This window comes from Sporosarcina contaminans, from assembly GCF_042679045.1.
Classification (GTDB): Bacteria; Bacillota; Bacilli; order Bacillales_A; family Planococcaceae; genus Sporosarcina; species Sporosarcina contaminans.
In genome coordinates this window covers 1-14,641 of the sequence record NZ_JBHTLT010000009.1, presented here as the reverse complement: position 1 = coordinate 14,641, position 14,641 = coordinate 1, and the positions used below count along the sequence as shown (strand labels likewise).

Below are 14,641 nucleotides of genomic sequence, written 5' to 3'. Positions count from 1 at the left end.
AGAGAAATATTGGAAGGCTGGCAAGCCTTTTTTTATTAAAACTTGTGTTGCAACGTTATGTACTTTTCCTCTTCAAAACTCTGTACTTCTATTTTGCACTACACATCTCTCTCTTTTTCCGTTCTTTCTCTTCTTTCTTCTCCTTTTTCCTCTTCTCTTTTTCGAGTTTCTGTTCTTTCTCCTTCAACTTTTCTTTCTGTTTCTCAAGCTCTATTTTATCCTTCGCGATCAATGGTAAATCAAATTTCTTCGTAGGGTATTCACTCATTGACCTTGATAAGACTTGCTCGAAAATTGGTGGCGCTGTGTAGCTACTCGTCGATGTTAAGTAATGTTCAGGATCCGTTTGATCATAGCCTAACCAAACTGCACCTACGATGTCTGGAGTGTATCCGACGAACCAGTGATCCTTTGATCCATCCACACCCGTGAATGGCAGCTGAGTGGTACCTGTTTTACCGGCTACGTCCATTCCTGAAATCTGGGCTTTCTTGGCCGTGCCTTCCTCGACAGCGCCTTGCAGCATATAGGTCATTTGCTGGGCAACTTCCGCATCTGTTACTTCTACAGACTGTTCACGCCATTTTCCAATGACTTCGCCTTCTGAATCTTTTATTTCTAAAATAGCGTGAGCATCCATCATGACTCCATTATTCGCGAATGCAGAAAAAGCTTGAACCATTCGCAAGGGTGAAGTACCTTTGTGCAAGCCCCCTAATGCCAGGCCAGGATTATAATCATTTTCATCCAATGGGATTCCGAATCGCTCTACGGCGCGCACACCATTTTCAATTCCGATGTTATTCAAAAGCCAGACGGGAGGGACATTATACGAATGAGCGACTGCATCGTACATCGTCACTTGACCTCTAAATTTATGATCGATATTTTGCGGGGAATATCCATTAATGTTGATGGGCTCATCAACGAGCAAATCCGACATATGATAGCCTTGCTCGAGCGCAGCTGTGTAGACAAGTGGCTTCAAGGATGATCCCGGTTGTCTAACGAGCTCGGTCGCATTATTGAAGCGTCCATACGTATATTCTCCTCTGCCCCCAAGCAAGGCACTAATTCCACCCGTTTTAGGATTCAAGAAGACCGAACCGCTTTGAATGAGTTGATCGGGCTTACTTTCTGGAAAATAACGATCATCCTCATACACGTCTTCAAGTGCATCTTGGATGACAGGATTTAACGCTGTATAAATGTGTAATCCTCCATAGAGCACTTCATTTTTCGTTAGCTTGTATTTGTTGACTGCCTCGTCAATAATATAGTCAATATAATAGGGATATTTCCCTTTATAATCTGTCACTGTTGAATCGGCTAACACAATTTCTTGTCCGATCGCATCATCGAACTCCGCTTGACTAATATACTTTTCATTTTTCATTAACGATAAAACAATGTTGCGTCGTTTCACCGACTTATCCATGTGTTTATAAGGAGAGTAATGCGTAGGTGCTTTAATTAATCCCGCTAATGTAGCAGATTCACTTAACGTCAATTCGCTTACATCTTTTCCAAAATAGATGTGCGCAGCTCGTTGAACACCCCATGCTCCTTCGCCAAAATAGATTTGATTGAGGTAGCGTTCCAATATCTCATCTTTTGAATACGTTCTCTCGATTTTCTTCGTAAGAATCAATTCTTTGAATTTACGAGAGTACGTACGATCTTGCGTGAGAAATTCATTTTTTGAAAGCTGTTGAGTGATCGTACTCCCACCAGCAACAACTTTCCCTTTTATCAGGTTTTGAGTAAATGCCCGCGCAATCCCAAAATAATTAATCCCACCATGTTTATAAAATTGTTGATCCTCAACAGAGATGACTGCTTCAATCAGCTCTTTAGGAATTTGATCAATATCAACTCCTTCAATGTTAGCATTCGAAATTTTACTAACGATCTCTCCGTTTTGATCGTAAATAAACGTCGGTCTCGGTTCAGGTTCTTCTAATTTACTCACATCACTTGATGAAATTAATAAATTCACTATGACCAATCCACAGAGGACTACAAGTAGTATTACGAAGAATAGTAGTCGGATAGGTTTTTTTATGTTTGACCATTTCTTCTTATTCAATCGTTTCTGTTGCTGCTTATATTCAATTCTTCCCATATGACATCCACCTTCTTCATTGCCTTTCGGACATACAAGTTTAGCATAGAAATCTAACTGAATTACAACGAGAAAATTCTTCCACCTATAATGCTGAGTTGGCATGGAGAGCTTCATTTTGTAAAATTATTATACTTTATGAAGAATGTTGAAGTACGAAATTTATAAATATGACCGTCATGCATACGAGGAGCTTGCGTATCGTGTATTGATGATCACTGTTATGGCGATTAAGGTTTGTAACTTGCCAGGGTCTACAAGGGAGTGTTGGACAAGTTGGTTGACGAGACATATTTCAAGGACATTTTCTTTCTGTTGATAAGCTAGTGGAAGGGTTTTAATGTCATTCACGTACAAGAATCACTTAGGCTACAGAATTCTTGTAATGGTAAAATATAGTGTTTCTAATTAAAGAATAATCAAACAATTACACTTGCATTAGCAAGGGGTCTGGAATATCAGATGTTCACGATAGATCAAACAGCATTTGTATCAGTAGATGTGCAAAGGAATCTGGCTAGAATTGTGCATGACATTGAGGTGTTAATCGATAATTTGAGGAAACTGATCATTTGCTTGCGGATTTAGGTGTGCCGATTTTTTGGCTCGAACAGTCGCCAGAAGGATTGGGACTGACTGTGGAAGAAGTCGCTGAAAAATTGGAAGGACTCACACCTTTTCTTAAAGACGTTAACCAAATAGAAAAAGCCGAACTAGTATAAAGTTCAGCTTCAGTAATTTGTATCTGATTGTTCTTCATATCTCTTGTAAAAAAATCTATGTCAGATGAAACAATTTAATTATAGGTGAAGCATCGGTTTCATCTAGCAAAAAACGGAGTACAACGAAGTTGTCGAGAAAGCAAAAAGCAAAGGGAAAAGGGACTATAGCAATGGGTGTTTTAATAGAAAAAGAAGAATCCAAATAAACAAGATTTCTAAAGGTGCGCTTAGTCTCTAATAACACCAAACACATCTTTTGCTAAATTAAAATCTATAGATAAGTTCTGTTTTGAAAAACTCAGTTTCAATTTTTTCAGCTACTCTAATATAGTGAGACAGGTTCGTAAGTTCTGTAAATGCAAGTTCTCTATACCCGTCGTAACTATCATAATTTATTCAAATCACTTATTATAGATCAAATAATCGACCGCTATTAGATTCATAAAGTCTTCTATAAAAGTTTTCAGCATATTTATCTGTCATTCCTGCAATATAATCAGCGATAATTCTGGGCTTTAAATCTTTATTACTACTAATTAATTCTCGTTCGTAATCTGGAAGTAAATTTGATTCTTCATAAAATGCATTAAATAAACTTGTAATGATATTAGTACCTTTATATTCCATTGTCTGTACACGTTGACTTTTTATAACCTTATTATATATTAAATTATTACTGATTAATTCAATTAATTCTATGGATTCTTCCGAAAGTTCAGCTCTATATTTCAATCGATTATTATAGGAGCATTTATTCTTTACAATTTTCACATCCTGAATCAACAGATTAATAATTTTCTTTATCACTTCACCTAAATTTTCTCCTAATTTTAATGAATTATTATCTAATCTCATTACATACTTCTGAATTTCTTTAAATCTCGGGTTATCCATTTTAAAATTCCTAATTTCCTCTTTAAACAGATCTATATTTAATAATTTAAACTTGATTACATCTTGTAAATCATGTGTTGCATAAGCTATATCGTCTGCAATTTCCATAATTGAGCATTCCAGCGTTTTATTTAATGTTTTCACATGTTTTTCTTTAGAGTTATCTTTTTTTATTTCAGTGAAAAAGTTAACCTCTTCCTCTGAAAAATTAGATACTAACCAATTATATATATCTAGTTCATTTTCAAAAAAACTAGCTTTTGGAGGATTACTACTGTTTGTATATGCCGAATAATTATTAGCTTTATTAAAAAAAATAGGATATTTTACTACTGATAATAATGTTGCTCTTGTTAAGTTAAGACCATGATCTTTATTGCCTGTCAATACCGGGTTAAAATTCCCCAAAAACACCGGACTAAAATTCCTCACTTTAACGATTCAGCAGCTGAAGGCAGAGGGAACACCCCAGCCTTCCTTTTCTCTTCCATACGATATGAATCGCCTTTAATGCTAAAGGTCACGGAGTGATGAAGGAGACGATCTAAAATCGCTGTTGCTAATACATCATCTCCAAATGTTTTTCCCCATTCTAAATAGGATTTATTTGAAGTAATGATCATAGCCCCTTTTTCATACCGCTTTGAAACGATTTGAAAAAACAGATTGGCTGTGACTTCGTCAAAGTCGAAATATCCAATTTCATCCAAAATAATGAGATCAGGCTTACATAAGCGCTTCATTAAATAAGATAGAGTGCCTTTTTGTGATGCTTTTTGACATTGCTCTCCTAACTCATCAGCTGTAATAAACATGACGTTGTAGCCTTTGGCTAACGCTTCTAATCCAAACCCGATGGCGAGATGCGTCTTGCCCACCCCCGGTGGGCCGAGGATGATGCGATTTTCTCCATTGGCGATAAAACGGCAAGTACAAGTCTCTTTGACGCGTTGCTCACTAATACTAGGCTGAAAGCTAAAGTCGAATTCATGGATCGTTTTTGTATATGGAAATTTCGCCTTGCGAATTCGTTTTGCCAAAGCCTCTGATTCTCGATGTTCCCATTCCTGTTTTACTAGGGTGTCAAGAAAGTCAAAATATGATAATGTATTGGCAGAGGCACTCTCGACTAGTTCATCTAGTTGCTGGGCTGTCTGCTGCCATCCGAGCGCTTTTAAGCGTTCTTCGAGTATTGATGAATGCATAATCTTATTCTCCTTCCTCGAGCGCAGCGTATATAGCTAACGATCGACTTTCAACGGTCGGTATTGGAGTAGGAGAATCTGGGGTCGCCAAACCATGTAGATTCTTATCCTGCTCTTTTTTTGTTCCCGGTAACCCTTGATAATGCTCGGAATTCATAGTCATTTGATGTCTGCCATCTAGTAGCGGATGTACGGCTATCCGTTCATACTCATCGTATAGTTCAAGCATTCCTTCATTCGTTTCATGTACCTTCACTTGCTGTCCCGCATATCGATACGGCACTGAATACTTATTCTGCTGATAAGAAATAAAACAATCCTTACTCACTTCCCGGAGTTCCCATTGTCTTACTTGATACAGCGGTTTTGTATTCCATGGAATCAAAAGCGCACGCTCTTCCTCGAACCGATCACATGGGCGTTGTTGCGTCGTTTGATTGCGTTTTTTGTGAACCACCTCATCCAACCATTTACGCACTTCTGAATTCAAATCTTCCAGGTTTTCAGGTAGGCGATGCTTAAGGAAATTTGATTTTAAATAAGCTACAGCCCTCTCTACTTTTCCTTTTGTCTGCGCCCGATAAGGCTTGCAGGCTTTCGGAATAACTCCATAATAGGATAGAAAATCCTCGAACTTTTTGTTAAAACGAATCTGGCTGACACTGTGTTTCGTGACGACAGTTCGCATATTGTCGTAAAGAAGTTGCTGGGGAATGCCATTGAAATAGCTAAAGGCATTCATATGACATTTCATTAGAGTTTCCTGCGTCATATCCGTTGTAAACTCAATGTATCGTTTACGGGAATAACTTAGGATCATAATAAAGGCGTACAACGGACGCTTCAATCCATCTACAAAAAACTCACCGACATTCTCTGCCCAATCTACTTGCGCCTGTCGTCCGGGAATCGTTTCAAATCGGACAGTTGCTTGTTTCTTCGGCGTCTCCCGATAGGGTTGGACAAATTCTCGAAGAATGGTGCTTTTTCCTTCGTAGCCTTTCGCTCGGATTTCTTCTATTAGAACTGCACAATTTGTCGTACCTTCTTTTATTCGTTCCAGCAGATACGGCTTGAATGGATCCAACTTACTTCCTCTTTTAGCTCGTTTTTCTGAATGNTCTTATCATAAAAAAGTCCTCCAACAATAACGTCATTCCCACACTTCCAATCTATCTCTCTCAAAATAGATTATCCGTAAAAACTGGGGAATTTTAAACCGTTATTATTGAGGATTTTAACACCGATATTCACATTGCCTTCAAGTTTAGTTAACAGCCTTAAGGTATGTGCATTCCCCTCAAATCCATATTTATTATTTGTATATTTTAGCACACAGGCATTTAATGCCCTTTCTCCCTGGTGTCCATAAGGTGGATGCCCAAGGTCGTGTGCTAAAGCCGCTGATTCAATTAATGAAATATCTATCCAAAAGTCCTTATTTATTTTTTTTATTTCTTTTTCATTTAATTGTATTGCTATCCCCCTAGCAATTTGACTTACCTCCAAAGTATGAGTTAGCCTAGTTCGGTGAAAGTCCCCTTCTGAAGGACCGAATACTTGTGTCTTTCCCTGTAATCTTCTAAAAGCTGACGAATGAATAATTCTGCCATAATCTCTTTCAAACTCATCTCTATTTCCTACTCGCCCTTGATCATCTTGGTTACTTATTCTTTGCATATCTGAATCGGTATATAACTTATTATTCTTCCCAGAACTAACTAAGTACACAGATAACACCCCTTAATTAAATTTCTGCTTATGTTTGGCAGTCAATTCTTTATTCAATTCAAATCTTATATATCTAAAATGAAAAAGGAGCTCTTCCTGTAAACAAGGAGTGATGACTGAATTAGTCCTATATTTACAGAAAGGAGACTCCTACTGTAGACAGAAACTTACTATACCCGTAATCAGCATAGTGCCCTTCTTTCTAAAGATATCTGGTTACACTGAACCAATTATTTATGCATAATGAGTTACCCGAGTATTTTTATTTGCGCAGGTACCAAAACTAAATTATTCATTTAATAACTGTTGTAAAATTTTTGCTGATGGATAGCTCGATAATGAAGCTATCCCATTTGCCAGTTCAATAGGGTATAATCCTCCTGAAAATCTTCTGCTAACTAAATTAGGTAAGATATTTAAAATAGCTTCTAAATTTATTAATTCATTAGGTAGTGGAGCATTTTTACTATCTAGGTAATCTCCTGTAGGAACGTTAATAACTAATTGGGTAACAGGATCTACTTTAACAAATACTTTTTCGCCCCAGTTTGATCTCTTTCCGTAATTAATTGTACTTGGTTTATCTTGTACTTCTGATTCTACATATGCATGAGTTAATACATGGTAATGTAATTTTTCATTTCTATCTAAAGGTTTAACATAACGTGCTATTGTAGATAAATGATCTACAAATTTCCCTGTTTTTTCTTGCCCAATAATATTGATTAAAACACCTTTTTCTTTTGCGAATTGTAAAAAATCACGGATGCGTGGTACTAACTTTACATATTGGCTATTTAAACTTAAGGGTCCATCTTTAATAAACAATGTTTTATTAAATTGGGTTTTATCTCCTCTGTTCCAATATAGTCTAATGATAGTAAAAAGCATCAAATGCTCCATTATTGTCATATACGCAGAGGCAATCCCATCTGTAGCTTTTTCTTCAGTCATGTCTAAGTGAAATCCTATCATATCAGTTAGATATAATTCTTTATTGCAAGTAGAGTTAATACAATGCATTTCATCTGAATTAACTGTAAATTCTAGTTCCATCTCACAGTATGGGCAGTTAAAGAAAGGTGAGTTTGTAGGTGTATCTAGCCACTTTTGGTAAGAAAGCCACTTTAAGGTTTCAAAGTACTCTCCTTTTTCATCTACTTTTATAGATTCAAATATTATATTTCGCACGGTTTCAAAATTAGTACCTCTACTAGATTTTATATTTCTTAAAGGTAAAACGGTTGAATGGAATAAAGCACTGTCTTTCATAACTTTTTGTAAATCCATGGGATGTGGATTGTACTTATCAATTGATTTTAAAGATGTTTCTGAGATATTTAAAATTGCAGTTTTTACAAATGCTACTTCTTTGGGAGGCATAGCATCTGATTGTACAGGAACGTATGATCCGTCCACAACCCAAATCTGATCAATGCTATTGTGAGGATTACCATTAAATTCAATCCAATTTGAAATAACTGTAGAACTAGGTGATGCATAATGCGCTTCAAAATCTTTCACTAAAGAATTTATCCATTCAGAGTTCATTAAGTATAAGTGACCTAATTTTGAAGCACTTTCAAATGGTAATCCACCTTTTGAATTATAAGCCATTTTATTGCCCCCTAAACTGTAAACTTTTTAACTTGTGCTGGAATAACAAATCGATGTGAGTTTGTAAGTATTCGCATATACCCAGGCGTTCTAGATTTTTTGATGTCTTCTTCTAGACCACTAAATGTATGCTGAAGTTTAGATAAAGCATTGGCTTCATTTGTAGAAGCTAGATGTCCTACAAAAAAGTTTTCAGTTTGCACTAATAATTCTTGGCTAATAGTGGAAGGAGATTGAGTAGAGTACACCATTCCAATATGGAATTTCGCTCCCTCTTTAGCGAAACGGTGATATACTGTATCATTTTCCTTGTTGCTATTTGGAAATAGATTGTGTGCTTCTTCAAAATATAATTGAATAAAATGATTTCCCAATGCATTTGAAACAAATTTATCTTCTTGAGCAGCAAATACCGCTTTAGATAACATGTCAGAGAAATATTGACGTACTTCTTGTGCAGCATTCCCTAAATCTAAAATTACTGTTTTTCCAGTGTTCAACAGTTGAATGATTTCATTAATAAAATCTCCTGCATTAGGAGAATGATACTGTCTATAACTAGTAAGTATCTGTGGGCCAGAACCGGAGCTTGGGTTTAAAAAGTATAATAGCGCATGTGCATCTTGATCAAATAGCGGTTCAGTACTTCCCATTAATAAAGAGGAATTTTTATTATTTTGAATGTAACTAGATAATAATTTAAGTTCATTCACAAGCTCATTTAGATTTGTCGGAGAAGATGGGGCACTACCATTGTAAATAGCGTTTCTTAAATCTTTTTTTAGCCCAGGATTAAATTTAGTAATTTGTCCAGAGGATAAATTTAATGCAGACAATTTAGCTTCATCCATTTTAAATCCAGCACTTTTTAAAATTGCCCAAAACATCTGGATTTTACGGATTAACCGTATCTTTTTCCCTCTATCAGATTCGGAATTTACTGTATCTAAAGACGGAAGTTCAACATTTGCAAAACTCTTTATATAGTTTGACGTTTGGTTATCTCTTTCTAAGAAAGATTTAATTATAGGCAAAGCACTAACAGGTTGTTCTGCAAAGTTTAATTTTAGTTCTCTAAAATTTGGATTTCTTGGATTAAGTGCGTATACTATACATTCTGTAGGATGAGCAGTTGCAAGAGAACGATTTCCGTCTTGCGGATTATCATTTGCGTATTCTCCGTTTATATCGAATATTAGTTGTCCTACACTTTGATTGGTAAGAGATGTTTGAATCATAGCATCCGCTAAGACTTTTACAACATTAGATTTACCTAATCTTGTCTTACCAAACATTGCAGTACGACGTCCCTTAAAATCTTCAATTGATATATACATATCAGGATAGTTAGTGTTTGTTGAACCAATTTGACATTCGGTGGGCCTAAATACGCCGAGATGTTGTTGGTTAGTTTTGTTTACAAGACCATTTATAATTAAGTCTAATAAGTCTTTATCCGGAGAAAACACTTTATACTTATGTGCACTAACAACATTGTTCACATCCCCAGAAAATTCTACTAGTGAATTATCAAAAGGGTTGGGATAAAACATACCAATAACATCACATTCAAGAGCTCCCCATTGAAGTTCTGCTTGAGTCCAAACGTCTAGCTCAGGCATCGATTTTTTATGAAGTTCAAAATATGTTTGTTGCACTTGGTTACTTAACGGTGTTGAAGAAACAGATTTAACTCTTAATAATGTAAAATGCGGAGGTAAGCCGTTTTGAATAGGATTACCTTGTTCATCTCTTTCATCTAATGCTAAAATTAGAAAACTACCTCTTGGAATTCCACCAACAGCAATTTTATAAGGGTCAGATGTGATAATTTTTGCTGAATCATATCCCAAATCTAAAACATAGCCAATGAAACGATAATCTTGTTTAATCCCTGCAGATTGAAGTTGATACTGTTTATCTAAGAAGTCTTTAAGCAATCTAAGGGGATTGTTACCTAACATCACATTTGATACTAAACTTTGAATAGTCGACATAAGTACACCTCTTTTAAAATTTTTATTTTATATTAAATCTTCGAATTTTTTCTCCCTTTAGGATTTTATGATATCTTAGAGATATTTTTCTCGATAAAAACAATTCGGGATTTAAATCCGATAAAAATTATTGAACACCTCCTTCTTATATAATTGTAAGTCATTTCCTACAAAATAGGAATATATTATCATTTGGTAATAGTTACTCCATTATAGCCTACTATATTCGACATTATTGAACATCTCTGCCAAATATATCTGGTTAGTTATTTTTGATAATTTCAAGATTATATACCATCCGGGAAATGTTAATAGTATTATTCAATCAGATCACTAGAATAAAATATTTCCAAACTAGTCAACATACTAAGTCTGACCCTGCCCACTTTGTGCCTTTTATCTGGTCATCAATAATAACATTTTGTATTTAGCCATGGATCAGTGGGAACCTAACCCTTTTTCTACATGATTCGTCAACTCGATCAGCGGAGTTCTATGATCTAGCCGTCTAATCGAAGCCCCGAGGATTGTACAGAGATTTATCGGAAACCAGGAATTACACCGTACTCTTAGTCTGCTTATTACATCGGGTTGAGGCCATCCATCAGTTTTATGGATATGAAGTCAATAATATATGGGGAGTGGTAGTTGATGAATGGAGTAAGGAATTGGATTGAGGCAAGCAATGAAAGAGGAACTGGAAAATAACACTATTCCCCGATCCCTCTTTTATTTTGAAATATCTCCAATAAATGACTAATAATCGATTGACTACATCAGATATATTTATTATTTTTGTTCTTCCGTTAGTTCAGAAATGATTTTAGCTAACTGCTTCTTTACCTAAATCAGTTATCTTATATTTAACTAAGCTGCTAGTTCTGTCTTTTATAAGGAAATAGTAATCTTCTTCCAACTTTTTAGTCAGCCATCCAATTTTTTGAACAGTAATATCTAACTCTTGAGCCATATCCTGAGCCGTTACTTCTGACCCTTTTAGCACCGCCAAACTCAAAAATCTGTATTGTTCTACTTCTAACAGATTTGACTGTTGATTTACTTCATTTATTTTTTCCTCAAAATCATTATATATTGGCACTTCTTTTACCGATTTAGAACTCATACAATTTGGACAATTCATACCATATCTTTGTAGCATTGGCAGTTCTTCTGAGTCGAACACATTATTACACTTACTACATTGTATTTTTTTAGTTTCGTTAATAAATTTATTCACAACTGGATTATAATTAAAAGGACTTTCAATGAAATATGTTCTATAATCATTACCGACTGGCTTGCCCCACCTAATATTTTCATATAAAGTTAGACCAAAATTCAATGAATATATTGAGACTTTTTTTCCGGATTTATTTGACATTTCATTGTATTTACTAATAAAAAAGTTCAGTTCAAGCGACGAAAGTAAATCCTCATATTCAGTAGAAATATGAAAATGACTACTAAAAGGATTGGTACGGTCTTTATCAAAAATCACCGCTTCATACTTATTAGTTCTAATACTACTTTTAATTTCTTTTGCTTTTGAGATAATTAAACCCATTAAATGTTCTAACTGAAATCTTTCAATTCTTTCAGTATAAGTCATTAGTGCTGATTGGCTCTCTTTAAAAAATAATCTTAATCTCTCATCATATAGTCTCTTTGCAGCATCAAATAAATTATTTAATGTAATCAGCTTACCTTGATATAATGAAACGTCTTTAGCATAGTCTAATATTAAACCAATGTGCCTTACTACATTTAATGTCATTTGGAAAATTAATTTATAATATTCTTCAGCTGGAGCTTTACTCGTATCAAAAAAGTCTGAAATTGTTTTCCCAGTATATACACCTAGCCTTTTATCTATAATTCTCCTAGTATAATCTATTGCACTAGACTCCATATCACTACGCTTATCATATCTATATAATTGATAATAGTCTAAATACCTAATATCAATTTTTTGTCTATCTAGCTCACCTAATTCTACTCTTCCAGGGTAGGCGGAAATTTTTAATTTTATAAAGTTATCAGAGTTATTGTTCAAAGTATTGACTACCAAGTCGCAAAACATTCTCAATGCCGTTTGATCAATTTCAGAATAATCATCCATTATAACAAAAAGTCTTTTTAATTTTAATTCTTCTAAAACATTTTTTATTTCATCTATAATTGCCGTTATTTCAAAAATTCTAGCGAAAACTCTATTATATTGTTTCTCATCGCCCTCCATAGAATTTAGTTTATTTTGTAAATTAATATTTGACATAACCCCAAAAGTTGCTCCATTTTGCATTATCTGAGCGTTGCCATCTAAATTGGTACTTCCCCCCACTCTGTTGATGTTCCAGTAGTGGATTTATTTGTAACTTCTTGAATCGTTTGTAATTCTATCTTTTGTAGATGTTTATTATTAGAGATTCTGTCTCTTATTTCAGTTAATTCCCTAATTGCGGATTTGGGCTTTGACTTCCCGAATTTATTCATTATTTTTCCCCAAACGGAATCATAGCTTTTCTCTATTTCTTTGATTAATTCTGTAACAAACTCTATAATAAATTTTCGTTGGATAGAGTATGTTTCTATTTCTCTTTGGTCTCTCAATCCTAAATAATTTATTGTAGTATAATTTCTTTTCGCTTTATCAAAAATATTTTTAACATCAATATAACAGGTTATTATATCCTCTCTATTTCTGAGTTCATTTTGCATTCTCATAAACACTGTGGACTTCCCAGTTCCTTTTCTTCCGACTAATACAGTTGTATTATCTTTTAGACAAAGGTTGAGAATTGCATCATTGTCCATTGGATCAACATATAGACTATTCAATAAATCTCTGTTTTTATTATCTACTAGTTCATATCTTCTATATTGCCTTAACGATTCCACTGCTTTTTCAAAGTTTTCTATATCCTTCTTAGGAATCACATAATCCCTCCATCATTGGGTTATATTGTTTTATTCGGTAATAAAAAAACAATTAAGCCAATAAATTTTTTCGCTGGCAAATAATCTCGATTTTACAATAATAGCATTTACCTAAAAACTGTTGGTCACTTTAAAATTAATATGAATAATATAATTTCCCAATAATTTCTTTTAATAGTTGGCTTTTATAATCAACTCTTCATACTTGGCTCTTTTACTACCATCTGAGGCAATTCCTGAAAATCTTTTTAAAACTGTACAATTAAAATCTAAATCTAAGTATAGACTTTTAACCGATTCATGATTCGCATTAGTGGCTAATATTTTTACTCCTCTATCTCTTGCTCTTACAAGACTTTTAGCCAATCTTTCTTGATCTTGCCACGAGAAGATTTTCTCATTATATTTAATAAAACCATTTTCGTTATGGTTTATAGTATACGGCGGATCGATAAATAAAAAGTCATCTGGGTTTGCACGGTTAACAATTGTTTCAAAATCCGAGACACTAAATTCTACATTTTGGAGAACTTTAGATACTAATTTAAAATTATCAGTTTCCAAAATAACATTTTTTTTAGAACCTATTGGTACATTGAATTGACCTAACTTATTCACTCGGTATAATCCATTAAAACAAGTTCTATTTAAATAAATAAACTTAGCTGCTTTTGTGTATGGTGTTCTTGTACGAGAATTTCTTATTTTATAATAATATTCTTTACTATGCCTTTTGTGGTGAATATTCAAGTAATTCTCTACACGCAAATAATCATTTTTAATAGTTTCATATGTATTAATCAATTCTGCATTTAAATCATTTAAAATCGCTCGTTCAGGATTTAATGCAAAAAAAACAGCACCCGATCCTAAAAACGGCTCAAGGTATGTATTAAACTCTAATGGAAATAACTCTGGATGTTTGGTTACTAACCACCTTTTACCTCCAGCCCATGTTAAAAATGGAATTAAATCATCTTTCAAGTTCTTCCACCTCTCTTTCATAACCTCTGTGTTTTTAGAATTAATCAAAAATCGTTTTAAGACAATCACTAGCCCAAGTTACCACACTTGGTTATTTGTGTTATTTGTTTGCCAGTTCAACTTTCGTTTACTAGTTTCAAGAATATCCAAGTAAAAAAGAGAATTGGTTATTACATGCATTATATATATATATCCCCAAACATATATTATAGCACTCAAAATGAGGTATGAAAATAGGGATATTAACAAGAGTTCAGACTCCTGTTCAATATCCCTATCCTTCAAAAGCATTTATACGGCCGCATTTGTTACATATCTTATATGGACGGCGGGAGTCGAACCCGCGTCCAAAGGCTCCAATACTTCAGCGTCTACGCGTGTAGATTGACTACTTAGATTCGCGCGCACGTTTGCCGTCAATCAAGGCGA

At 34.4% G+C, this 14,641-nt stretch carries 11 protein-coding genes, 1 other RNA gene and 1 pseudogene; 1 reads left to right on the top strand and 12 read right to left on the bottom strand.

What is annotated here, in order from left to right; all coding sequences use genetic code 11:
• Positions 1–88 precede the first annotated feature (88 nt).
• Positions 89–2,125: a transglycosylase domain-containing protein gene (locus tag ACFQ38_RS01370; protein ID WP_381479604.1), complete on the bottom strand. Its 2,037-nt coding sequence runs from the start codon at positions 2,123–2,125 to the stop codon at positions 89–91.
• 572 nt (positions 2,126–2,697) lie between these two features.
• On the opposite strand from ACFQ38_RS01370, the gene ACFQ38_RS01365 reads away from it, so the two are divergent.
• A complete protein-coding gene (locus ACFQ38_RS01365) occupies positions 2,698–2,847 on the top strand; it encodes a cysteine hydrolase family protein (protein WP_381479603.1) in 150 nt (49 codons plus the stop codon).
• Positions 2,848–3,255: 408 nt separating this feature from the next.
• On the opposite strand, the gene ACFQ38_RS01360 is transcribed toward ACFQ38_RS01365, so the two are convergent.
• From ACFQ38_RS01360 to ssrA, 11 genes and pseudogenes are all read right to left on the bottom strand, one after another.
• Entirely contained in the window at positions 3,256–4,155 is a 900-nt protein-coding gene (locus tag ACFQ38_RS01360; protein ID WP_381479602.1) for a hypothetical protein, read from the bottom strand.
• Positions 4,156–4,169: 14 nt separating this feature from the next.
• Complete coding sequence (gene istB, locus ACFQ38_RS01355; protein WP_381479601.1) at positions 4,170–4,946, bottom strand: IS21-like element helper ATPase IstB; 777 nt, start codon at positions 4,944–4,946, stop codon at positions 4,170–4,172.
• A 4-nt stretch (positions 4,947–4,950) separates the two neighbouring features.
• Positions 4,951–5,331 carry a Mu transposase domain-containing protein gene (locus tag ACFQ38_RS01350; RefSeq protein WP_381479605.1) on the bottom strand — a complete coding sequence of 127 codons (381 nt, stop codon included), beginning with the start codon at positions 5,329–5,331 and terminating at the stop codon, positions 4,951–4,953.
• Positions 5,332–6,045, bottom strand: a pseudogene (gene istA / locus ACFQ38_RS01345) (IS21 family transposase); the annotation flags it as partial. It abuts the gene before it with no gap.
• A 92-nt stretch (positions 6,046–6,137) separates the two neighbouring features.
• A complete protein-coding gene (dgt, locus tag ACFQ38_RS01340) occupies positions 6,138–6,677 on the bottom strand; it encodes a dGTP triphosphohydrolase (RefSeq protein WP_381479600.1) in 540 nt (179 codons plus the stop codon).
• Between the two features lie 288 nt (positions 6,678–6,965).
• Positions 6,966–8,294 carry a hypothetical protein gene (locus ACFQ38_RS01335; protein WP_381479599.1) on the bottom strand — a complete coding sequence of 443 codons (1,329 nt, stop codon included), beginning with the start codon at positions 8,292–8,294 and terminating at the stop codon, positions 6,966–6,968.
• A gap of 11 nt (positions 8,295–8,305) precedes the next feature.
• Complete coding sequence (locus ACFQ38_RS01330) at positions 8,306–10,291, bottom strand: helicase HerA domain-containing protein (protein ID WP_381479598.1); 1,986 nt, start codon at positions 10,289–10,291, stop codon at positions 8,306–8,308.
• A gap of 823 nt (positions 10,292–11,114) precedes the next feature.
• Complete coding sequence (locus ACFQ38_RS01325) at positions 11,115–12,632, bottom strand: hypothetical protein (RefSeq protein ID WP_381479597.1); 1,518 nt, start codon at positions 12,630–12,632, stop codon at positions 11,115–11,117.
• Entirely contained in the window at positions 12,611–13,228 is a 618-nt protein-coding gene (locus tag ACFQ38_RS01320; RefSeq protein WP_381479596.1) for a hypothetical protein, read from the bottom strand. Before ACFQ38_RS01320 ends, ACFQ38_RS01325 begins: the two co-directional genes overlap by 22 nt.
• Before the next feature lie 171 nt (positions 13,229–13,399).
• Positions 13,400–14,212: a DNA adenine methylase gene (locus tag ACFQ38_RS01315; RefSeq protein WP_381479595.1), complete on the bottom strand. Its 813-nt coding sequence runs from the start codon at positions 14,210–14,212 to the stop codon at positions 13,400–13,402.
• Positions 14,213–14,531: 319 nt separating this feature from the next.
• Positions 14,532–14,641: a transfer-messenger RNA gene (ssrA, locus tag ACFQ38_RS19055) on the bottom strand; the annotation flags it as partial.

What these genes read in the sequence shown, in the direction of transcription:
- ACFQ38_RS01335 (WP_381479599.1), bottom strand. Translation starts at nt 8,294, where the DNA reads ATGGCTTATAATTCAAAAGGTGGATTACCATTTGAAAGTGCTTCAAAA.
- istB (WP_381479601.1), bottom strand. Translation starts at nt 4,946, where the DNA reads ATGCATTCATCAATACTCGAAGAACGCTTAAAAGCGCTCGGATGGCAG.
- ACFQ38_RS01330 (WP_381479598.1), bottom strand. Translation starts at nt 10,291, where the DNA reads ATGTCGACTATTCAAAGTTTAGTATCAAATGTGATGTTAGGTAACAAT.
- ACFQ38_RS01370 (WP_381479604.1), bottom strand. Translation starts at nt 2,125, where the DNA reads ATGGGAAGAATTGAATATAAGCAGCAACAGAAACGATTGAATAAGAAG.